This window comes from Pseudoalteromonas sp. 2CM41L (assembly GCF_023161905.1).
Taxonomy (GTDB): Bacteria; Pseudomonadota; Gammaproteobacteria; order Enterobacterales; family Alteromonadaceae; genus Pseudoalteromonas; species Pseudoalteromonas atlantica.
On the sequence record NZ_JALNTN010000015.1, the window covers coordinates 65594 to 87069 of the forward strand.

Consider the following 21476-nt stretch of genomic DNA (forward strand, 5'->3'; position numbering starts at 1 on the left):
AATTAGCTGCCTCTGTACGTTGAGTAGCCAAATGGGCTAAGCAATAACGGAATATGATGGTGTTTTTTATCTTGTAATCTAAAGGTAATTTGCGCCTCAGGGTAAAACGCAGGTGTTTCTTGGCTTTCATAATAGCTATCTAAGTCAAAAACCAGTTTATAGGTTGCAAATTCTACGTCTGTGTTGAGCCAGTCGGTAATTCGCCCGTCGCTATTTGTTTTTCCTTGAGCAATTAATTGCCACTCGTTATTAGCGTATACAAACAATTGTACAGCTACATTTTCAGCCGGTTTGCCCGTGCTGGTATCTAAAATATGGGTAGTAATAGGGCTTTTATTCATAGCAATGACTCCAATCTTATTTTTGTTATTTTGGCTTGTTCGCCCGCGGCTATATTAAGCTCTGTGCTGCGGGTGTTGTGTATACGCTGCTCAATAAGTTCAAGCATTTGCTCAGCACTTTTACCACTGGCACACACAATAAATATAAAGCCAAATTTACTGAGGTATTGTTTATTTAGCGCAATCATTTTTTTTAGGGTTTGCTCGTTTGCTTTACTCATGCCTGATTGTTCGTGCCCCGCTTTTTGCGCTGTAGCGGCGTACTTTTTACTTAAAGTTGATAAATCGCCTATTTGCGGGTGGCCTTCAAAAGCGGCTAAATAATCGCTTTCGCCTAGGCTATCCCATACGCTTTGAGCGCTGTTAAATAAGTGCTCTTTATTTTCAAATGGCATGATATTTAGCATACCGCTTACCCAGTTAGGGGCGGCGCAACAATGCTCTAATGCTTGATGAGCTTGCGCTGCATTTAGGTTATTAATTTTTAAGCTACTCATGCGTTTTCTTCCTCGTGCGTGGTGCTAATTAAGGCATTTTTAAGTGCACGCCATTGCAGGCCTTGGCGTTTGGGCGCATGGGTTTGCATAGCCTGATAAAGGCCAATTAACTGCCCGCTAATTGATATTGCCACTTCCATAGGAAGCTTGCCCGTAACATTTTCAAGCCCAACAGGGCAGGTCATTTGCTTTATTTGCTCGGTGGTAAAATCGCGATGGGCTAAGCGCTGTTTAAAGCGTTTTGCTTTGGTATCTGAGCCAATTACACCAAGCCAATTGGCATCAGCGCGTTTAATAATGGCTTGTGTAAGCGCAAAGTCGAGCTGGTGGTTATGGGTTAATATTAAGTAATTGTTAGCCTTTGGCGCGCGTTTAACTTGCTCTGTTGGCTCTTCATCAACCACTTTTATTACGTTATTAGGAATAACTTGCGGGAATACATCGGCGCGGCTATCTATCCAGCGTATACGCATAGGTAATTGCGCCAATATACCAATAAGCGCCTGTGCTACATGGCCTGCGCCGTATATGTCGAGGGTAAAGCGTTCGCATTGCATGCACTCAAGCATAACGGTGGCAGCTCCCCCGCAGCATTGGCCTAAATTTGCGCTTAGGTTAAATTGCTCTATCACTTGCGCTGCCTCGCCTTTGGCAAGTAGCTCGCGGGCTTTTTCTATAACTACGTATTCAAGGTGTCCACCGCCAAGGGTGTCGTAAATGTGCTCGCCGCTTATTACCATTTTAGAGCCCGTGCCACGTGGGGTTGAGCCATTGGTGCCAAGCACAGTGGCAATAACATAATTAGTGCCGCTTTGTTCGTGCTCGTTTATAGCTTGCGCCCAATTTTGCGTATGAAAACCCTGGAACGACTCATTTGAATTAGCCATGTTGCTGCTCCTTAAACCAGCTAGCGGTTTGCTCAATTGCATTTAATACACGCTCAGGTGTGGCAGGTGTGTCTAGTGGGGCGATGTATTTGTAATCAGCCACACTGCTTATGGCATTTCGAATAGCGCTCCATACGCTAAAGGCCAACATAAACGGTGGCTCGCCAACCGCTTTTGATCTAAATACCGTGGTTTCTGGATTGGCCGAGTTATATAAATTTACATTAAATTCGGCTGGGGTATCGCCAATTGCAGGAATTTTATAGTTAGCTGGGCCAAAGCTTGCAAGCTGGCCTTTATCATTCCATTGTAAGTCTTCGGTGGTAAGCCAGCCCATACCTTGCACAAAAGCCCCTTCAATTTGGCCTATATCAAGTGCAGGATTAATTGAGCTGCCCACATCGTGCAGTATATCAACGCGGGTTACGGTGTTTTCGCCTGTTAGCGTATCTACTTCTACTTCATTCAGTGCTACGCCATGCGCGTAGTAAAAAAATGGCCGGCCTTCGCCTTTCGCTCTATCGTAATGAATTTTAGGCGTGGCGTAGTAACCGGTTGATGAAAGCGATATACGATTCATGTAAGCAAGGTTTGCAAGTTCGCTAAAGCTAATTTCGCCGTTACTAAAGGTAATGAGGTTATCTTTAAATACAATACTTTGGCTGTCTACTTCAAAGTGCTCACTTATAAAGTTTATTAAACGCTCTTTTATGGTATTTACCGCGTTTAGCGCCGCCATGCCGTTTAGGTCAGTTCCGCTTGATGCGGCGGTTGGCGAGGTGTTTGGTACTTTGTCGGTACGAGTAGCGCTTATGCTTACTGCGTCAAAATCAACGCCAAAGCCATGGGCTACTATTTGCGCTATTTTTGTATTAAGCCCTTGGCCCATTTCGGTGCCGCCATGGTTTAAATGTATCGAGCCATCACTATATACATGCACTAATGCACCCGCTTGGTTTAAGTGCTGTACGGTAAACGATATACCGTATTTAACCGGCGTCATCGCAAGGCCTTTTTTGATTATAGGCGATGATGCGTTAAAGGTTTTAATTGCCTTTTTTCGCGCCCAGTAATCACCCGACTCCTCAAGCTGGCTTATCATATCTTTTAAAATATGCTGCTCTACTGTTTGATGATACGGCGTGGTGTCGCGGCCTTTTTTGTATAAATTAAGCTTTCGGATCTCAAGCGGATCTTTACCCAATTTAGCGGCTATATCGTCCATTATTAGCTCGCCCATGATCATGCCTTGCGGGCCACCAAATCCTCTAAAGGCGGTGTGGCTTACGGTGTTTACTTTACAGCGATTCCCTTTAATGGTTGCAGCTGGGTAGTAATAAGCGTTATCTGCATGAAACATTGCACGGTCTACAATGGCATCAGATAAATCAGGCGAATAACCACAAAATCCATTTACGGTTACATCAGCGCCTTCAATTAGGCCATTTTCGTCAAACCCTACATGGTATTGATTATAAAATGGGTGGCGCTTACCGGTAAGTTTAAAGTCGTCGCTGCGGGCTAGGCGCATTTTAACGGCGCAGCCAAGGTAGTAAGCTGCAAGGGCTGCAAGGCAAGCCCACGGCGCGCCTTGGGTTTCTTTACCGCCAAAGGCTCCGCCCATCCGGCGGGTTTCTACGTTTACAAAGCTATATGGCTTTTTTAAAATTTTAGCAACTAAGTGCTGCACTTCTGTTGGGTGCTGGGTAGAACATTGAACATGAATCCCGCCATCGTTATCGGGCTGAGCAAGTGCTATTTGCCCCTCAAGGTAAAAGTGTTCTTGCCCGCCTATGTGTATTTCACCTTTAAGTTGGTGGGCTGCATTATTTATTGCTTGCTCGCTATTACCGCGGTTAAGTGAATGTGGCGGTCTTACCCAGTGCTCTTTATTAATCGCTTCTTTAATATCAAGTATGGGGGTGGTTTGCTCGCACTCTATAACCACTAAGCGAGCAGCGCGGCGCGCAATGGCGTAGCTTTTGGCAACCACTACCAGCACAGGTTGCCCGTGGTATTGAATTTCGTGATTGGTTAATAGCACATCCCCAGGAAATACTGGGCCAATATCAAGCTTACCGGGTACATCATCGGCCGATAAAATACGTTTAACGCCTGCCACTTCAAGCGCTTTACTTGTATCAATTGATTTAATAAAGCCGCTGGTAATAGGCGCAAGCACAGGGTAGGCGTGCAAGCAGCCATGGGGCTCAGGGTTATCGTCGGCGTAGTTTGCATTGCCACATACTTGTTTTATTGCGCTTTCGTGATAATTAGATTGGCCAACACTTCCGCCTTGGGCTTTTAGTTTATCCATTTCAAAGTGACGCATGTGAAATCCTCGTAATGGCAATGTTGTTATTATTTTTACTGCTTGGCTGTGCACCGCAAAACTCAATACCAATACGCTGTAGTAAGTTTTTGCTTACCGTAGTGCGGTAATGCGCGCTGCTGCGTACATCGCTCATGGGAGCAAAGTCATCATTTATAGCACTAGCGGCATCTATAAAGGTGCTTACTTGCAAGGGCTGAGCATTAAGTTTTTGCTCTATGTTTACGGCGCGTTTGGGTATTGCAGCCATACCGCCCATGGCGCAGCGGGCATTGCTAATTACGCCTTGTGTTTGCTCTATAGCCAGCACTAAACACACAGTAGATATATCATCTTCAAAGCGTTTTGAAATTTTATGACACGCAAGCTTTAACGAGTCTGGGCGTTTAGGTACGGTAATTTTGCTAATGACTTCATCGCTTTTAATGACTGTTTTTTTGTAATCAACAAAGTAGTCGGCCACGTTTATGGTACGTGTGCCTGCTGTGCTTAATAAATCTAAAGTGGCATTAAGTGCAATGAGTAAAGGGGCAGGATCGCCAATTGGAGAGGCGTTTCCTATGCTGCCACCTAAGGTGCCACTGTTACGTACTTGGTTAGAGCCAAGGCGCTCAAACAGCTCTTTAGACTCAGGGTAGTAAGTGTAAAACGCTTCAATAAATTGGCTGTAAGGTAGTGCTGCACCAATATGTAGCTCGCCGCTGTTATCGGTTAAAGTGCACAGTTCACTGGTTTGGCTAAGCGATATAATAATATCGGGCAATAGCATGTTTTGGCTAAGCTCAATGGCAAAGTCGGTGCCACCAGCAACCAAGTGTGCCTGCGGGTAACGCGCTTTAAGCTCAACAAGTTGCGCTGCACTTTGTGGTAAATAAAACGTACAAGGTCCATTTTTTAAACAAGGAATGTCATCACCTATATTTAGTGATGCCTTAAATTGTGCCGCCATGGCAGAGTAAGGCTCATTTTTGCGCTCATAGCTATAAGCTTTTTCAACGGCAAGTAAAATAGGGCTGTAACCCGTACAACGACATAAATTACCCCCTAGCGCATGAATAGCGGCTTTTTTACCTGGGTAACTCGGGTTATTAATATAAAGCGCCAACATGCTCATTATTATGCCAGGGGTACAAAAACCACATTGCGAACCATGGCACTCAACCAATGCGCGTTGCACTGGGTGTAAATCGTTAAGTGTAGGGTAAAGCCCAGTTGTTACAGCCTCTACGGTTACTATGTGTTTTGCGTGTGCATTACCTAATAAAAGCAGGCAGCTATTCATGGTTTTATAGTGCCAAACTGGCTCACCGTTTGAATTTAGTTTTTCTTCGCCAACTAAAATTGTGCATGCGCCACAATCGCCTGTTGCACACCCTTCTTTGGTGCCCATTTTCCCTTTTTTGGTGCGAAGCCAGTCCAAAATGGTGAGATTCGGCGCGCATTCTTCTACTTCTATTGGCGTGTCATTTAATAAAAACGTAATCACACAGACCCCCTTAACTTTTATAAAGCCCTGATATGTAAAGGCTTGGCGTATATTTTTTCTTGTTGTTTTTAAGCAGGTAAGAAAAAAACTTTTTCATCTTGGTAAGTTAATTGCAGATACCATGCCATTGTTGACCGCTTGGTCAGCTAAGTTTCTAGGCTAGCTTATTTAACCAACAAGCACAAAGAAAGGTTTAAATAATGGACAATAAATACCGCCTTACTATGCAGGGAATGACAAAGCAGTACCCCGGATGTATAGCCAACGACGGCGTAACAATAAAAATAAAACATGGTGAGGTACATGCCCTGCTTGGTGAAAACGGCGCAGGTAAAAGCACGTTAATGAAAATGCTTTACGGTGTGGTTAAACCTGACCAAGGGGACATGTTTTTTAATGGCCGCAAAATGGACATAAAAGAACCCGCCGATGCCCGCGAATTAGGCATAGGTATGGTGTTTCAGCATTTTTCGTTATTTGAAACCCTAACAGTTGCGCAAAATATCGCGTTAGCGCTGGGCGATTTAGCAGGGCATAGCAGCACACTTGCCAGCAGAATTAGTAAAACATCGGCTAGGTACGGCATGCCGCTGGACCCGCATAGGTTGGTCTCTACGCTTTCAACAGGCGAGCGCCAACGAGTAGAAATAGTCAGGTGTTTATTATTAGATATTCAACTGCTTATTTTAGATGAACCCACCTCGGTACTCACCCCGCAAGAAGTAGATGCACTGTTTAAAACCCTGCATTCGCTTAAAAAAGAAGGCTGCTCGGTGTTGTTTATTAGCCATAAGTTGCATGAAGTTATTGCGCTTTGCGACAGCGCCACTATTTTGCGCGCCGGCAAAGTAAGTGGGCATTGCATTCCTAAAAACGAAACCAGCGAATCAATAGCTCGCTTAATGGTAGGCGACAGCACGCCAATAAGTAACCAAACACGCAGAGCGACTGGCACAGGTGATTTTTTAACAGTCGATAACTTATCAACCAGTGCGCAGGCGTTATTTGATATTGCGCTTAAAAACGTGAACTTTGCCGTACAACAAGGCGAAATAGTCGGTATTGCAGGGGTTGCCGGTAATGGGCAAGAGGAGCTATTAAAAGCGCTTTCGGGAGAGGAGCCGCAAAAAAATAGCAACGCAATAAAATTTAAAAATACCGCTGTTGATGCGTTATGCCCTCTAAAAAGGCGCAGGCTCGGGCTTGCATGCGTACCCGAGGACAGGCTAGGGCGCGGCGCAGTACCCGATATGGACTTAGCGCACAATGCACTCCTTACCAGTTTTGATAGTGGTTTAGTTAAGAAAGGCTTTTTAGTAAAACAAAAAATTAGCCAACTCGCCGACAAAATCATTAAAAAATACAACGTAAAAACCCCCAGCAACCGTACTCACGCAGCAAGCCTTTCGGGCGGTAATTTGCAAAAGTTTATTATTGGCCGAGAGGTTGAGCAAAACCCACAATTGCTGGTTATGTCGCACCCTACTTGGGGTGTAGATATTGGCGCGCAAGTTGCCATTCACGAGGCTATTTTAACGCTGCGCGACGAAGGCTGTGCAGTACTGGTTATTTCAGAAGATTTAGACGAGCTCTATAAAATTTGTGACCGTATTGGTGCAATTTGCGATGGTAAGCTCTCACCTATTTTAAATACCGACTGTGTACCACTAGTGCAATTAGGGCAGTGGATGGCGGGCGATTTTAATCACGACCTTAAAAACAACACAGCAAAAATAATACCGCAAGGAGCGCTGGCATGATAAAGCTTGAACCCCGCGTAGAGCGCTCAAACACATGGAGTTATCTCTCTCCTGTTTTAGCCATTTTACTCACTTTAATAACAGGTTATGTGGTGTTTGCTTTATTAGGGCACGACCCGATTAATGCCTTATATACCTTACTCATAGCGCCTATTTCTGATTGGTACGGCGTTACCGAGCTATTAGTAATGACCATTCCAATTTTATTATGTGCCTATGGTTTAGCGCTGTGCTACAGAGCGTCGGTGTGGAATATAGGTGCTGAAGGGCAGCTACTGATTGGCGGCGTATGCGCCAGTGCCGTAGCTGTTAACTTTGTTGACTCTACAAGTTCCTTTGCATTAGGGCTTACATTACTTGCAGGTATTGCCGGTGGCATGCTGTGGGCAGGCTTAGCTGCCTTTATGAAATTACGTTTAAACACCAATGAAATTTTAGTCACCATTATGCTCAATTACATTGCCGTTAATGTGTTGCTGTGGTCAGTACACGGGCCATTAAAAGACCCATACGGCTATAACTTTCCTGAAAGCGCCTTATTTGGCGATAGCACCTTACTACCGGTTTTATTTGAGGGTACTCGCCTTCATTTAGGGCTTGCATTTGCGCTATTAGCGCTGTGTGCCACCTGGGTGTTTATTAGTAAAACCTTTGTGGGTTTTCAAATACAAGTACTTGGGCTTGATGCATCGGCGGCCAAAATGGCGGGCTATAAACGTGCGCTTTTAATTGCTGGTGTATTAGTGATTAGTGGCGGGTTAGCTGGGCTTGCAGGGGCTGGCGAAGTGGCTGGGCCTATAGGGCAATTAGTGCCGCAAATATCACCCGGTTATGGTTACGCTGCAATTATTGTGGCCTTTTTAGGGCGCTTACATCCGCTTGGGATCACCTTGGCTGGGCTGTTAATGGGGCTTATTTATATGGGCGGCGAAATGGCGCAAATAGAAATTGGCCTACCCAATGCCATTACCGGCATTTTTCAGGGCTTAATGCTGTTTTATTTACTCTCGTGCGATGTGCTTATTGGTTATCGCATTAAATTGTTACTGCCATTTAAACAACAAAAAACGCAGCTAACACCCATCGCACAGGAATCTTAAACATGGATTTAGAGGTAATCACAAATATTTTATACGCCACTATTCGCACCGGCACGCCTTTATTGCTGGTGGCTCTAGGTGAAATGGTATGCGAGAAAAGCGGCACACTTAACCTTGGGCAAGAGGGCATGATGTTATTAGGCGCGGTGGCAGGGTTTATAACCATGTACCAATGCGACAACCTCTTTATAGGCTTCAGCGTGGCTGCGCTTGTGGGGGTTATGGCGTCGTTAGTATTTGCGTTTGTAGCACTTAATTTAAATGCTAGCCAAGTGGCTGCCGGGTTAGCGCTAACTATTTTTGGCACGGGCTTGTCGGCATTTTTAGGTGTTGATTACGAGGGCAAAACCATTAATGCCTTACCTACTTTAGCAATTGCAGGGTTTGAGCATATTCCGCTACTGGGCAAAGCGCTGTTTTCGCAAGATGCCATTGTGTATTTAAGTTGGGCATTAGTACTTGGTGCTTATTTATTTTTTAAATACCACAGGGCAGGGCTTGCGGTACGCGCCATTGGGGAAAACCCAGGCGTTGGTAATAACTTAGGCTTGCCTGTAATGCGTACTCGCTATTTAGCGGTGATGTTTGGCGGCGCAATGGCGGGTATTGCAGGGGCGTACTTGTCGCTTGCTTACACACCCCTTTGGACACAAAACATGACCTCGGGACGTGGCTGGATAGCACTGGCTTTAGTGGTATTTGCAAGTTGGCGAATTGAGCGGGTAATGCTAGGCGCTTATTTATTTGGTTTTGCCAGCATTATGCACTTAGTGGCACAGGCGCTTGGCTTAGCGGTGGATTCTAATTTACTGGCCATGCTGCCTTATGGTGCAACGCTTATAGTACTGATTATGCTAAGTAAAAATAAACAAAAACTAAAAATGTACGAACCCATGTGGCTAGGTAAGCCTTGGCATAAGGGCCATTAAAAATTTTATACAAAGAGTAACAATAAGCCTTCAACAGGATATTAAAAATACAACACGGAGAATAACAATGAAAAAACTAATAACAGCGCTTGGCGTAGCACTTAGCTTAGGGTTAAGCGCGAGTGTACTGGCAAAAGACAGCGTAAAAGTAGGGTTTGTATATGTAAGCCCGATTGGCGAAGCTGGTTGGACTTACACCCACGATGTAAGCCGCCGCTACCTAGAGGATAAATTTGGCGAAAAAATAAAAACCACCTTTGTAGAAAGCGTGCCAGAGGGCGCCGATGCCGAGCGAGTTATTACACAACTAGCCAAAAGCGGGCACGATTTAATATTTACCACCTCGTTTGGCTACATGAACCCGACCATTAAAGTGGCTAAACGTTTTCCTAATGTAAAGTTTGAGCATGCAACCGGTTATAAACGCGCTAAAAATGTGGGCACTTATTTTGACCGTATTTACGAAGGGCGCTACCTAACCGGTGTTATTGCTGGGCACATGAGTAAATCTGACAGTATTGGCTATATTGCCGCGTTTCCTATTCCTGAGGTAATACGCGGTATTAACGCGTTTACTTTAGGCCTGCGCTCAGTAAAACCTAACGCAAAAGTAAAAGTAGTGTGGGTTAATAGCTGGTTTGATCCTGGTAAAGAGCGCGAAGCTGCCGACAGTTTAATCGACCAAGGTGTTGATATTATTACCCAACACACCGACTCACCCGCCCCACTTCAAGCCGCAGAAGCCGCTGGAATATACGCGATTGGTTACCACTCAGATATGAGCGGCTATGGTAAAAAAGCGCACCTTACGGCGCCTGTGCATCATTGGGATGAGTTTTACGCCGAGCGCGTGCAGCAAGTGCTTGATGATAAATGGGAATCGCAAAATGTATGGAAAGGCATAGATGCCGGTATGACCCGCTTAGCGCCACTGAGTAAAGATATTCCTGCCAATGTTGTTGCCGAGGTAGAGGCGATTAAAACCAAAATTGCCAATGGGGAGTTTCATCCATTTAGTGGCCCAATTAACAATCAGCAAGGTGAGCTGGTAACTAAAGCCGGGCAAACAATTGATGATAAAACCTTACTGGGAATGGACTTTTATGTAGAGGGTGTTGAAGGGCAGCTTAAATAAGCGCCACTGTATTTAAATTAAAACTTGGGCAAGGCATTTATACCTTGCCCATATTAAAGCGCTAAAAGGATGTTGACTATGTCAAACCAAGAAGCAATCTCAGAAGACATAATTTACGCAGTAGATGATAAACCAGGGCTGACCGAATCCTTTTTTGCTGCCCTGCAACATGTACTGGCAAGTTTTGTAGGTATTATTACGCCCACGCTTATTATTGGTGGTGCGTTGGGGCTTGGTAGCGAAATACCGTATTTAATTAGTATGGCGTTGTTTGTATCGGGGGTTGGTACATTTATTCAGGCTCGCCGTGTGGGGCCAATTGGCTCAGGGCTTATATGCGTACAAGGCACCAGCTTTGCGTTTTTAGGCACTATTTTGGCAACCGGTTTTACCGTAAAAGCCACTGGAGGCGGAAACGATGAAATACTTGCCACCATTTTTGCTGTGTGTTTTTTAGCAGCCTTTGTAGAGATATTTATTAGCTTTTTTATAGAAAAGCTTGGCAAAGTAATTAAGCCTGTAGTGACCGGTGTGGTGATCACCACCATTGGGGTTTACCTTATTAAAGTAGGCATGACCGACATAGGCGGCGGGCAATGGTTATTAACTAATATGCCTGAAAAGTTTGCCTCGCCAAGCAACTTAATTGTGGGCTTTTCGGTGGTGGCGCTGGTGGTATTACTTAATGCTAGCAAAAATCAGTGGGTAAGGCTTACCGCTGTAGTCGTTGCCATGTTAGTAGGGTGGTTACTTGCACTTATTTTAGGTATAGCCAAATTTAAAATGGGCGAATTTGATTTAATCGCCATGCCACTACCGTTTAAATATGGTTTTAACATTGATTTTGGCGCCATGATTGCCTTTAGCTTTTTATACCTAATTACCGCCATTGAATCCACAGGCGATATAACCGCAAATTGTGCGGTGTCTAAATTACCGGTAAAAGGCGCAAGCTATTTAGCGCGTATACGCGGCGGTATTTTAGGCGATGGGGTTAACTCAATGATTGCTGCCGCATTTAATACGTTTCCTAATACTACTTTTAGCCAAAATAACGGCGTTATTCAATTAACCGGTGTAGCAAGTAGATACATTGGCCTGTGGATTGGTGTAATTTTGATTATTTTAGGGTTATTTCCGGTGATTGGTGCTGTGCTACAAAATATTCCTAAACCAGTGCTAGGCGGTGCAACGCTTGTCATGTTTGGCACAGTGGCAGCCGCAGGGGTAAAAATTCTTGCAAGCGAAAAAATAAATCGTCGTAGCTTACTTATTATTGCGGTGAGCTTAGGTATGGGGCTAGGGGTTAGCTTTGTGCCCGAAATGTTTATAAATGCGCCTAAGCTGGTAACCGCTATTTTTGGCAGCGCTGTAACGGTATCGGGTTTAACCGCCATCGTTATGACGCTTGTTTTACCAGAAAATTATTCAGCAAGTACAGATCATCTTAACTAGACTAATAAAATTATAACAAAGGGATTAACAATGAAAATTACAACGATTAAAAAATTAGCCTTAGTCAGTGCTATCGCGGTGTGTTCAAGTAGTGTGTCGGCAAAAGAGCTGTGGTCAGATTTTAGTATAACCGCCATGACCGGCGCCGATTACCTCGAGCCGTTCTCGGGGGAGGAAGATGACAGAAGCGTAGTAACCATTGAGCATGCATCGGGGCATACATGGGGCGGTACCTTCTTTTTTATGGATAGATTAAGTAACCCAGATGAAGTATACGGAGAGCTAAACATAAACCCAACGCTTTACAAGCCACAAAACAGCTTTGTTAAAGGGGTGTTTTTAGGCCTACAAACAGAATATGGCTCGGGCGATACCGATCAAAATAACTACTTATTAGGTGGCGGCGTATCGTTAGATGTACCAGGGTTTCAATATTTTAATGTGGCTTATTACCGTCGTTTTCAGGACGATATTGGCATAGAGCGTGAAGATAACAACCAAATAACCGTAACGTGGGGCTATAACAAGGGTAACTTTAGATACGATGGCTTTTTAGATATTGTTGACAGTACCGACACTATGTTTGGTAAAAGCGAAGGCGGCTTTAACTTTACCTCACAACTTAAATACAACATTGCTCCTATGCTTGGCCTAGACACAGGTCGCCTTGATGTAGGTATAGAATACGTATATTGGAAAAATAAGTTTGGTGTAGATGGTCAAACAGAGCACAACCCAAACCTAATGGTTAAATGGCATTTTTAAAACTTTAAGCGTTACAGAATACAAAAAAGGCTGCTAGTTAATGCAGCCTTTTTTGTACATTAAACGCAATAAAATTGGCTTATTGTTAATAATGGCACTGGAGTAACTGCAGCTTAATCGGTTAAGTTTTATTGTGGATTAATGAAATGTTAATTGCTGAGGTTATTGATAATTGTTATCATTACGTAAAATAACTAATTAAATGCCACGTAATGACTCTGAAAAACACTTTAGCTCTGCCTCTAATTGCTGTCGCGCCATTTTACACTTTGGCTAACGCTAACAATGATATAGAAACAATAGTAGTGACCGCCTCTGGCTTTGAACAAACCTTAGCGCAAGCGCCAGCTTCTATTACTTTAATTAGCAAAAAGCAGCTAGAAAACCGCGCTTATAAAGACTTAACCGATGCACTTAACGATGTTGTAGGGGTTACGGTTACCGGTGGTGGCTCGCGACAAGATATAAGCGTGCGTGGCATGCCAGCGCAGTACACTGCTATTTTGGTAGACGGTAAAAAGCAGTCAGGGCGTGAATCACAACCAAGCGGCAGCGGTGGCTTTGAGCAAGATTGGCTGCCACCACTAGACGCTATTGAACGTATTGAAGTTGTGCGTGGGCCTATGTCTACGTTGTATGGGTCGGATGCAATTGGCGGCGTTATTAATGTTATAACCCGTAAAAATTACGACAATTGGCATGCTAATGTTCGCCTAGAAACCACACAGCAAGAAAACAGTAATTCGGGTGATGAATACCAAGGGCAAATATATGCAGCGGGGCCATTAATAAAAGATTTATTAAGCGTTAACCTTTCGGCTCTTTACCAAGAGCGTGAAGAAGATGAAATTGAGCGCGGTTACGGTGAAAAAGAGCTGACAAGCTACAGTGGTACACTGCATTTAACAGCCACCCAGCACGATGTGATATCGCTTGAATACAGCGAACACGATCAAAAACGTATTTCTACCTCGGGGCTATCGTTACCTAATCGAAATAGCTCTAGCGAAACGAACAATAACCGCAGCACGTGGTCGTTAGCACATAAAGGTAGCTATAGTTGGGGCGCTGCGCATTCGTATATTCAACAAGAGTCGGTTGAAAACGAAGGCCGTGAAATAACCATCGAAAATACCTTAGCAAATACGCAGTGGTCAATTGCACTTGAAAACCACCATGTAACATTAGGCGGCGCATTTGAACAAGAAAAGCTTGATGACAAAACAACAAACGCAGCCACTATTACTAAAATAGATAACAAACAATGGTCGCTATTTGCTGAAGATGAGTGGAGCTTACACCCCGATTTTACCCTTACCACGGGTTTACGAGTTGATGATAACGAGCAGTTTGATTCGCACTTGAGTCCACGCCTGTACGGAGTTTGGAATATTAATGAGGCATGGACTTTTAAATCGGGCGTAGCTACCGGTTACAGAGCGCCAGATTTACGCGAGCTTAGCCCTAATTGGATCCAAAGCAGCCGCGGTGGCGACTTATATGGAAATGCTGACCTAGAGCCCGAAACATCCGTCAGTAAAGAAGCGGCTGTGTATTATGCTAACAGTGACTTTCAAACTAATATCACGGTTTTTCATAATAGCTTTGAAGACAAAATTAACACCGTTTTATGTCCTATCACAGTGTGTGGTGATGAAACCGACCGCTATAACATCAATATTGATAAAGCGGTAACTTATGGGGCTGAGCTAAATATAGAAACAATGTTAAGTGCAGATATTACCCTTGCAACTAGCTACAGCTATACGTTTTCTGAGCAACGCAGTGGCGACAATAAAGGCCAGCCACTTACGCAAATACCTAAACATTTAGCAACGCTAAATATTAACTGGGATGTAAGCGATAACATTAATACGTGGGCACGTGCTAATTACCGCGGTAAAGAAACCGAAGCAGCCTCTATAACTAGCCGTTTAACCTCAGCCCCTTCTATTGCAACAGCAGATATAGGCAGTGCGTGGCAAGTAAACGGTAACGTTAAAGTTATGTTTGGTATTTACAATATATTTGATAAAGCAACCAGCTACGATGAATACGGCTATGTAGAAGATGGCCGACGCTACTGGCTAGCTATAGATACAAAACTATAAGGGGTGTTTATGCCAAAATTTATATTCTCTGCTGTGGTACTCAGCTTTTTAGCTACGCACCCAGCTATTGCGCAAAATACACAATTAACAGCGCAAGATTATGTCGAAAAAGGCATGCAGTACGCTGATGAGTTTCCGGGGTTAACCAGCCTATGCGATATACAAAACCCGTTACGTGATTTAACAAAGCGTGTTCGCACTAATAATGAAGGTAAAAAGCGCAGTAAAAAGTTGGGTAGTAAACGGCGCTCATCAACGATTGAACCTACACAAGTGTTTGACAACCTTTATTATGTAGGTACTGGTGGAGTGGCAAGTTGGGTAGTTAAAACATCACAAGGGCTTATTGTTATTGATGCGCTAAATAACAACGAACAAGCTAAAAATTACATTGAAAAAGGTTTGCTCACACTAGGCTTAAACCCCGAAGATATTAAGTATTTAATTATTAGCCATGGGCATGGTGATCATTACGGTGGGCAAGAGTACTTAGTTAATAAATACAAACCGCGTGTTGTTATGAGTGAGGTTGAGTGGCGACGCTTAGAACAACCAAAGCTTGATTTTGAAAGCCCACGTTGGGGCAAACGGCCAACAAGAGATATAAGCACAAAAGTGGCTGATACAATTACGCTTGGCGATACCAGCATTGGCGTTCATTTAACGCCTGGACACACCCCTGGCACTATTTCGTTGTTGTTCCCAGTATACGATAACGGCAAAAAACATATGCTAAGCCTGTGGGGAGGGACTGGGCTAAACTATGGGCCTGATATTGAGCGAATTAGCGCTTACAGTGTCGCCGCTAAACGTTTTGGCAATCTGGCAATGCAAGCCGGTGTAGATGTGTTTATATCAAATCACCCTAAACGCGATGGTTCGTATGAGCGCATAAAGCAACTTAAAAATAGAGCCCCCGAGGCGGCGCATCCATTTGTAATAGGCCAAGAGCAAGCCTCGCATGGTTTTTCTATGTTAAGCGATTGCACATACGCGCAGGTTTTAAAAATTAAAGGAGAGTAAGGCACTTATTTGCAAAAGTTTTTAATATTAGGGGTTAACCATTTAACCAATGTGTTGTAATTTGGAGTATCTATATTTACTTTTAACGCCAGATTAAAAGGAAGAATGATGAAACCCCTCATTTTAATTTTATGCTTGTTTATAAGCTGCTCAGTGTGGGCCGAAACCACTAAAAATATGCCCGTAGCAATAAACTGGTTACAGTTAATTGATGCGGGTGAATACACAAAAAGTTGGCAACAAGCCGATGCGCTATTTAAATCGCAATTAAGTAAAGCAAACTGGAAAAGCGCCCTAAACACAGTGCGGGCGCCACTAGGTAAAGTGGCTACGCGAGAACAAATAAGTGCTAATGCTTACTCATCTTTACCTGGTGCCCCGCAAGGTAAATACCTTATTGTGCAATTTAAAACGCAATTTTCAGCAAGGCTTGCGGTTGAAACCCTTACATTAAGTAAAAGCAGTGGGCAATGGCGCGCGGTTGGCTATTTTATAAAATAACCAGCGTTCAATACCAATCCGTAATAATACATAATCATTTTCAGGGGCTAAACGTGTCGCTATCTGCGTTAAAAAATTCTCATTTACGACTGCATGGATGCAGAAGGTAGAGCAATGCAGGAGCAATTGCCGAGAACAACTAAATAGCAAATTTTTTGCCTTGCTATCATCACGTTTACCCATCCTCAAAATAGATCACTTAATTATGCGGATTGGTATAAGTTAAAAAACTATTTTGCGTATTTATTAATATTAGAAAAAGCCATTAACACATCGCGGGCATAATTAAGCCGCGGGTGGGCAAGCGCCCCTTTACGCCACGCTAAGTACAAATTGTTTTCCGGCCCTTGCGGACCAAGTTTAATTAATCTACCCGATTGAATATCGTCATGACATATATAATCAGGCAGCACGGTATAGCCTACACCGGTTCTTACTATGCCGGCGAGCGCGCGTATGTCGGGGCAGCGGGCAATTATTTTTGACGTACAGCTTTGCTTAAATACAATATCAAAATACTGACGTATAAGCGGTAATTGACTGTCGTAACTAACCACCGGCAGCGTATTTAAAAGTGCTGGCGTAATGGTTTGCCCCTCTAAGCTTTGCGCTAATAAACGGTGCGCCACTAGTACTAGCTCTTCGCTGTCGAGCACTTCAAAGTCATAAATTTTGTTATCGGGCAGGGAGGCTGTAATAGCCATATCGGCAACGCCAGTATCGAGCGCTGTATAAATTTGCTCACGATTACCAGGCAGCACGACCACATCAACATTGCCTGCTTGTAACAAATTTGCCAGCTGTGCTGAGGCAACATAACTAATATATTCGGCGGGCCCGGCTAGTGTAATCGTCCCGCTCACATCGTTTGAACGGGTGCGTACCGAGGCGACTTTTTGCTCTATAGCATCAAGGTGATTTGCCACTTGGCCTGCTAAATCGTGGGCGGCATTACTTGGTTCTACGCCTCGGTGACGCCGCTCAAATAACGATTTACCTACCACCGACTCCATTGTTTGTATATGCGCGGTTGCAGCTGGTTGCGACAGCCCCAAATTTTTAGCAGCCCGAGAGATGTTTTTACAACGATATACCTCAACAAAGGTGCGTAATTGTACAAAATAAGACATAAAACATTAGGTATCAGAAATCCGATGGGTAAAGCAAGATTAACTGAATTCTAGTTATTGTAAAGTGGGCGTACACTTGCGCTCGTTCAGTTAGACATTAACCGTTTTCATATTTAATTTATAAAATAGGTAATTAATTACTTGAAAGTTAACTATTAATTCCCATTTTATAAAGCAATGAGCACCAGGGGCTGAGCCCCGTAACCAAGTAGAGTACAAATATGTTAAATTTTGCATTTAAAAACCGCACCGAGATTTTATTCGGCAAAGATCAAATTAATGAGATCGCAAGCCGCGTACCAAGCCAAGGCAAGGTCATGTTTTTATACGGTGGCGGTTCGATCAAAAAGAACGGCGTATATGACGATGTAGTAAAGGCACTTGAAGGTGTGGACTTTGTGGAGTTTTCGGGAGTTGAGCCAAACCCAACTTACGAAACACTTTCTAAAGCTGTAGAAATTGTGAAAGAGCAAAACGTTAGCTTTATATTAGCTGTAGGCGGCGGTAGTGTTATCGACGGCGCTAAATACGTAGCGGCAGCAGCAAAATACGAAGGCGACGGCTGGGATATTTTAGTTAATGGTGCAGAAGTAAAAAGTGCATTACCTATTGGCGCGGTATTAACGCTTCCGGCTACTGGCTCAGAAAGCAACGGTAACTCAGTTGTTACCCGTAAAGAAACCCAGCAAAAACGTGCCTTTGGTACGCCAATTGTACAACCGCAATTTGCCGTGCTTGATCCTACGTATACATTCTCACTGCCAACTCGCCAAATTTCTAACGGTGTAGTTGATGCGTTTGTACATGTTATTGAGCAATACTTAACGTACCCAGTTAATGCGCCACTGCAAGACCGTTTTGCTGAAGGCATTTTATCTACGCTAATTGAGCAAGGCCCTAAAGCCCTTGAAAACCCAGAAGATTACGATGTTCGTGCAAACGTAATGTGGTCGGCAACGATGGCACTAAATGGCTTAATTGGCCAAGGCGTACCGCAAGATTGGTCTACGCATATGATTGGCCACGAGCTAACAGCGCTTTATAGCTTAGATCACGCTGTAACACTTGCAATTGTATTACCACCGCTAATGTTTGTTCAGCAAGAGCAAAAACGCGCTAAAATTATTCAGTTAGGTGAGCGTGTATTTGGCCTTGATATGCAAGACAAAAACGAGCTGATTGATGCAACCATTAAACATACTCAAGACTTTTTTGAGCAAATGGGCATTAAAACAAAACTTGGCGATTACGACCTAGGTGAAGACGCGGTTGAAGCCGTTGCCAACAACCTAGAGCGTAACGGCATGACAGCCCTTGGCGAGCATGGCGATATTGACATAGCTAAAGCGAAGAAAATTTTAAGCCTAGCGCTTTAATTTAATTGTTTTTTGAATGGCGCTTTTTAGCGCCATTTTTTATGCTCAAAAAGCTAAAAGCTAAAAGTTAAAAGTTAAAAGTTAAAAACTAAAGGCTAAAAACTAAAGGCTAAAAGCTACGCCAGTCTTTAATTTAAGATATTGAATAAATTACTAAAGCTATGCTACTTTGAGATAAATTACGTAAAGGAATCCCCCCAAGCATGGATACCCCAATAGACTTTTCTACGTACACATTAGATGAACTTTACTCCAGCGCAAAAGTCATTGACCGAGAACGCTTTCCTGAGCGAGCAAAAGAAATAGACGAGCTTATAAAAACCCGAGAAGCGCAAGAACCCGCACACAATGCCGACCTAAAAATAGCGGGTGAACAAGCATCACGCGGGGACAGGCTTGTTGCTGCTATTATTGACGGCCTATTAGGTATAGCGGTTTTTATACCTGTAATAATGTATATCGGTTTTGAAAGTTTAAGCCAACCAAATCTGAGTTTAACGGCATTTTTATGGGGCTTCGGTGTGTTTTCTATGTTAGTGCTTCATGGTTACCTTATGTATCACCGCGGACAAACTATTGGTAAATACTGCATGTCTATTCGTATAGAAAACCTAGACGGCACACAAGCAAGTTTTACAACTATTTACTTTAAACGCATGTTACCTATGCAGCTGCTATCACTAGTCCCTTCGGTAGGTCAGTTTATTGCTGGATTTGTAAACCCTGCATTTATATTAGGAAAAGATAAACGCTGTTTACACGATCATATAGCGGGAACAAAAGTAAGTAATATTTAGCATGAGCAATGCTCAGCGAAGGATAATACTTTAAAGGGATTTATGAAAAAACTGACAAGGTACAAAAAAGCACCCAGCGCAAAACTACTTTGGACGCTTGGGTGTAATACGTTCATCGCCGTTATTATTTTATTTTGGGTAGAGGTATTTATTGAACAACCTTTGCTGCATCAATTTTTATACTTATTTGCATTTGTCCTATTGAGGGTATTTTTACAATGGCATTATATGAAAAAAGAACAATGCCATGCGGTTGAAATTGTTGATGGCGAGCTTGAAGTATTAGGTATAACGATCAAAGTACATGAACTTGAAGAAGTACTGTACTGCCAAACTAAGCGTTTTGAGCATATTTTAAGATTTAAGTTTAAAAACGCGACATACCAAGATATTGAAATAACCGCCCCAGATTTAATTGACGACCTACGTTTTTACTATTTTATGGTAGATAACGGCCTGCCAGTAAAAATGACAGATGATAGTGGCCGTTTTTTTGACGAAGATTAACAGCGCAGCAAGGAGCAGTGGTGAGCAAACTGGTTTTAATATTTTTGATGCTAGTAAGTGTCATCTTTAGTGGATATTCATATGCAAGCTCATTTGAAGGATGTTATTCCACAACGGATAAAATAACGAGCGCGATCCCTATGCTTAACGACGATGGAAGCAAAAGTAATGAGCGTTTTAAATTAAAAAGGAGCTATGTAAATGTATTTAAAAAAGAAGATAAATACTTTGCAGAAGGCCTTATCTGGGGCTTTAACTTTCATATTTGCACTATCACTGCCCCACTAGAGGGGACGAAAGAACCATTACCTTTAGCCCTAAAGGGTAAAAAATTGGTGTTTGAAGAGAAAGAGCCCGAATACGATATTAACTGTAAGTTTGAGTTAGAATTTGATGAGAATGGTTTAAATATTAAGGATGAAAACTACCATTGTTCTAACTATATTTTTTACTGTGGTGCACATGCAAGTGTGCATGACGTTCTGCTTGCTAAAACCAACAAAGGCTGTAATTAACTAAGCGAGTTTATTATTTAACTTAACGATACAGCTAACAGGGACTTACCATGCGCGGCTTGTTATTATTTATTGGTTACTCATCTTATATTGGCAGTGTGGGCGATGGCCTGCTCGGTGTATATGCGCTTTGGGTTTTAATCAGTAATAATTTAGCATTTTTAAGCTTATCGCTTAATGACTTTTTAGCGCAGTATGTAGAGTTTATACCAATCCGCTTAATTAAGTGATCTATTTTGAGGATAGGTAAACGTGTTGATAGCTAGGCAAAAAATTCGTTATTTAGTTGTTCTAAATGAGAATTTTTTAACGCAGATAGCGACACGTTTAGCCCCTAAAAATGATTAAGTATTATTGCGGGTTGGTATTAGATATTGGGTGAAGCAGGTTGCGTTTTATGTCATGCCCTAAGGCTTTGCCAATTGGTTATTTGGCATTCCTGCTGTTGTTTACTTTCCCGTACGTATATTAATGAGCCAAGGGTCTGTTGACCCTTGCCGATTAAATTTGTTCAAACTAGGGGCGATTTAATCGCGGCGCGAGGTTTGTAACCTAGTGGGCTAAGTAAAAACCGAGCAACAAAGAGTAAATTGTCCCTAGGCAGAACCCGAAGGGCAGCGCCTGTTTGGCATTGATGCTACGTTATCGCCTACTTATGGGGAATAACCACACCACATAGGCTCTGCCTTGCCTAAATACCAAACAGGCTGCTGCAAATTTAACCTTGAAAGGTCAACAGACCCTAACAATTGGCTGGTGGGCGCTTAAAAAGGCTGAACAGCTAAAAACAAAAAATGTGTAAAAACTACTCACTTTTAAAATAATTACC

The 21476-nt window shown here is 43.1% G+C and carries 20 protein-coding genes; 14 read left to right on the top strand and 6 right to left on the bottom strand.

Features of this window, described 5'->3' with window-relative positions:
• Positions 1-2 precede the first annotated feature (2 nt).
• From uraH to xdhA, 5 genes are read right to left on the bottom strand one after another with little or no spacing between them, the layout of a single operon-like run.
• A complete protein-coding gene (gene uraH / locus MTF64_RS15775) occupies positions 3-341 on the bottom strand; it encodes a hydroxyisourate hydrolase (protein ID WP_024032837.1) in 339 nt (112 codons plus the stop codon).
• Positions 338-838, bottom strand: a complete 501-nt coding sequence (gene uraD / locus MTF64_RS15780) for a 2-oxo-4-hydroxy-4-carboxy-5-ureidoimidazoline decarboxylase (protein WP_248451948.1) — start codon at positions 836-838, stop codon at positions 338-340. The genes uraH and uraD overlap by 4 nt, the downstream gene beginning before the upstream one ends.
• Complete coding sequence (gene xdhC / locus MTF64_RS15785; RefSeq protein WP_248451949.1) at positions 835-1725, bottom strand: xanthine dehydrogenase accessory protein XdhC; 891 nt, start codon at positions 1723-1725, stop codon at positions 835-837. Before xdhC ends, uraD begins: the two co-directional genes overlap by 4 nt.
• Positions 1718-4057: a xanthine dehydrogenase molybdopterin binding subunit gene (xdhB, locus tag MTF64_RS15790; RefSeq protein ID WP_248451950.1), complete on the bottom strand. Its 2340-nt coding sequence runs from the start codon at positions 4055-4057 to the stop codon at positions 1718-1720. Before xdhB ends, xdhC begins: the two co-directional genes overlap by 8 nt.
• On the bottom strand, positions 4044-5543 hold the full coding sequence (xdhA, locus tag MTF64_RS15795; RefSeq protein WP_248451951.1) for a xanthine dehydrogenase small subunit: 1500 nt from the start codon (positions 5541-5543) through the stop codon (positions 4044-4046). The genes xdhB and xdhA overlap by 14 nt, the downstream gene beginning before the upstream one ends.
• Positions 5544-5743: 200 nt before the next feature.
• On the opposite strand from xdhA, the gene MTF64_RS15800 reads away from it, so the two are divergent.
• The 9 genes from MTF64_RS15800 to MTF64_RS15840 all read left to right on the top strand — a co-directional run bounded on the left by MTF64_RS15800 (position 5744) and on the right by MTF64_RS15840 (position 16322).
• Entirely contained in the window at positions 5744-7303 is a 1560-nt protein-coding gene (locus MTF64_RS15800) for an ABC transporter ATP-binding protein (protein ID WP_248451953.1), read from the top strand.
• Positions 7300-8403, top strand: coding sequence for an ABC transporter permease (locus tag MTF64_RS15805; protein WP_248451954.1), 1104 nt, complete (start codon positions 7300-7302; stop codon positions 8401-8403). The genes MTF64_RS15800 and MTF64_RS15805 overlap by 4 nt, the downstream gene beginning before the upstream one ends.
• A gap of 2 nt (positions 8404-8405) precedes the next feature.
• Positions 8406-9332, top strand: coding sequence for an ABC transporter permease (locus tag MTF64_RS15810; RefSeq protein WP_029773012.1), 927 nt, complete (start codon positions 8406-8408; stop codon positions 9330-9332).
• Between the two features lie 67 nt (positions 9333-9399).
• On the top strand, positions 9400-10467 hold the full coding sequence (locus tag MTF64_RS15815) for a BMP family ABC transporter substrate-binding protein (protein ID WP_248451955.1): 1068 nt from the start codon (positions 9400-9402) through the stop codon (positions 10465-10467).
• A gap of 78 nt (positions 10468-10545) precedes the next feature.
• A complete protein-coding gene (locus tag MTF64_RS15820) occupies positions 10546-11922 on the top strand; it encodes a nucleobase:cation symporter-2 family protein (RefSeq protein ID WP_248443448.1) in 1377 nt (458 codons plus the stop codon).
• A gap of 30 nt (positions 11923-11952) precedes the next feature.
• The gene (locus MTF64_RS15825; RefSeq protein WP_248443449.1) at positions 11953-12687 is read left to right on the top strand and encodes a DUF5020 domain-containing protein; all 735 of its coding nucleotides are present in this window, start codon (positions 11953-11955) and stop codon (positions 12685-12687) included.
• Positions 12688-12899: 212 nt separating this feature from the next.
• The gene (locus MTF64_RS15830; RefSeq protein ID WP_248451956.1) at positions 12900-14798 is read left to right on the top strand and encodes a TonB-dependent receptor; all 1899 of its coding nucleotides are present in this window, start codon (positions 12900-12902) and stop codon (positions 14796-14798) included.
• 9 nt (positions 14799-14807) lie between these two features.
• Positions 14808-15821, top strand: a complete 1014-nt coding sequence (locus MTF64_RS15835; protein WP_248451957.1) for an MBL fold metallo-hydrolase — start codon at positions 14808-14810, stop codon at positions 15819-15821.
• A 105-nt stretch (positions 15822-15926) separates the two neighbouring features.
• The gene (locus MTF64_RS15840; protein ID WP_248443452.1) at positions 15927-16322 is read left to right on the top strand and encodes a DUF4019 domain-containing protein; all 396 of its coding nucleotides are present in this window, start codon (positions 15927-15929) and stop codon (positions 16320-16322) included.
• 230 nt (positions 16323-16552) lie between these two features.
• On the opposite strand, the gene MTF64_RS15845 is transcribed toward MTF64_RS15840, so the two are convergent.
• Positions 16553-17452, bottom strand: a complete 900-nt coding sequence (locus tag MTF64_RS15845; protein WP_248451958.1) for a LysR family transcriptional regulator — start codon at positions 17450-17452, stop codon at positions 16553-16555.
• A gap of 221 nt (positions 17453-17673) precedes the next feature.
• Between MTF64_RS15845 and MTF64_RS15850 the strand changes: the two genes are divergently transcribed.
• The 5 genes from MTF64_RS15850 to MTF64_RS15870 all read left to right on the top strand — a co-directional run bounded on the left by MTF64_RS15850 (position 17674) and on the right by MTF64_RS15870 (position 20877).
• Positions 17674-18828 (top strand): iron-containing alcohol dehydrogenase, encoded by a 1155-nt coding sequence (locus MTF64_RS15850; protein ID WP_064387095.1) that lies wholly within the window; start codon positions 17674-17676, stop codon positions 18826-18828.
• 203 nt (positions 18829-19031) lie between these two features.
• Positions 19032-19625, top strand: coding sequence for an RDD family protein (locus MTF64_RS15855; RefSeq protein WP_248451959.1), 594 nt, complete (start codon positions 19032-19034; stop codon positions 19623-19625).
• A gap of 42 nt (positions 19626-19667) precedes the next feature.
• Positions 19668-20132, top strand: coding sequence for a hypothetical protein (locus tag MTF64_RS15860; RefSeq protein WP_248451960.1), 465 nt, complete (start codon positions 19668-19670; stop codon positions 20130-20132).
• 20 nt (positions 20133-20152) lie between these two features.
• Positions 20153-20647, top strand: coding sequence for a hypothetical protein (locus tag MTF64_RS15865; RefSeq protein WP_248451961.1), 495 nt, complete (start codon positions 20153-20155; stop codon positions 20645-20647).
• A gap of 50 nt (positions 20648-20697) precedes the next feature.
• Entirely contained in the window at positions 20698-20877 is a 180-nt protein-coding gene (locus MTF64_RS15870) for a hypothetical protein (RefSeq protein WP_064387091.1), read from the top strand.
• Positions 20878-21476 lie beyond the last annotated feature (599 nt).

What these genes read in the sequence shown, in the direction of transcription:
- MTF64_RS15825 (WP_248443449.1), top strand. Translation starts at nt 11,953, where the DNA reads ATGAAAATTACAACGATTAAAAAATTAGCCTTAGTCAGTGCTATCGCG.
- MTF64_RS15805 (WP_248451954.1), top strand. Translation starts at nt 7,300, where the DNA reads ATGATAAAGCTTGAACCCCGCGTAGAGCGCTCAAACACATGGAGTTAT.
- uraD (WP_248451948.1), bottom strand. Translation starts at nt 838, where the DNA reads ATGAGTAGCTTAAAAATTAATAACCTAAATGCAGCGCAAGCTCATCAA.
- MTF64_RS15845 (WP_248451958.1), bottom strand. Translation starts at nt 17,452, where the DNA reads ATGTCTTATTTTGTACAATTACGCACCTTTGTTGAGGTATATCGTTGT.
- MTF64_RS15835 (WP_248451957.1), top strand. Translation starts at nt 14,808, where the DNA reads ATGCCAAAATTTATATTCTCTGCTGTGGTACTCAGCTTTTTAGCTACG.
- MTF64_RS15840 (WP_248443452.1), top strand. Translation starts at nt 15,927, where the DNA reads ATGATGAAACCCCTCATTTTAATTTTATGCTTGTTTATAAGCTGCTCA.
- MTF64_RS15820 (WP_248443448.1), top strand. Translation starts at nt 10,546, where the DNA reads ATGTCAAACCAAGAAGCAATCTCAGAAGACATAATTTACGCAGTAGAT.
- MTF64_RS15800 (WP_248451953.1), top strand. Translation starts at nt 5,744, where the DNA reads ATGGACAATAAATACCGCCTTACTATGCAGGGAATGACAAAGCAGTAC.
- MTF64_RS15815 (WP_248451955.1), top strand. Translation starts at nt 9,400, where the DNA reads ATGAAAAAACTAATAACAGCGCTTGGCGTAGCACTTAGCTTAGGGTTA.
- xdhC (WP_248451949.1), bottom strand. Translation starts at nt 1,725, where the DNA reads ATGGCTAATTCAAATGAGTCGTTCCAGGGTTTTCATACGCAAAATTGG.
- MTF64_RS15870 (WP_064387091.1), top strand. Translation starts at nt 20,698, where the DNA reads ATGCGCGGCTTGTTATTATTTATTGGTTACTCATCTTATATTGGCAGT.
- MTF64_RS15830 (WP_248451956.1), top strand. Translation starts at nt 12,900, where the DNA reads ATGACTCTGAAAAACACTTTAGCTCTGCCTCTAATTGCTGTCGCGCCA.
- MTF64_RS15860 (WP_248451960.1), top strand. Translation starts at nt 19,668, where the DNA reads ATGAAAAAACTGACAAGGTACAAAAAAGCACCCAGCGCAAAACTACTT.
- uraH (WP_024032837.1), bottom strand. Translation starts at nt 341, where the DNA reads ATGAATAAAAGCCCTATTACTACCCATATTTTAGATACCAGCACGGGC.
- xdhB (WP_248451950.1), bottom strand. Translation starts at nt 4,057, where the DNA reads ATGCGTCACTTTGAAATGGATAAACTAAAAGCCCAAGGCGGAAGTGTT.
- MTF64_RS15810 (WP_029773012.1), top strand. Translation starts at nt 8,406, where the DNA reads ATGGATTTAGAGGTAATCACAAATATTTTATACGCCACTATTCGCACC.
- MTF64_RS15850 (WP_064387095.1), top strand. Translation starts at nt 17,674, where the DNA reads ATGTTAAATTTTGCATTTAAAAACCGCACCGAGATTTTATTCGGCAAA.
- MTF64_RS15855 (WP_248451959.1), top strand. Translation starts at nt 19,032, where the DNA reads ATGGATACCCCAATAGACTTTTCTACGTACACATTAGATGAACTTTAC.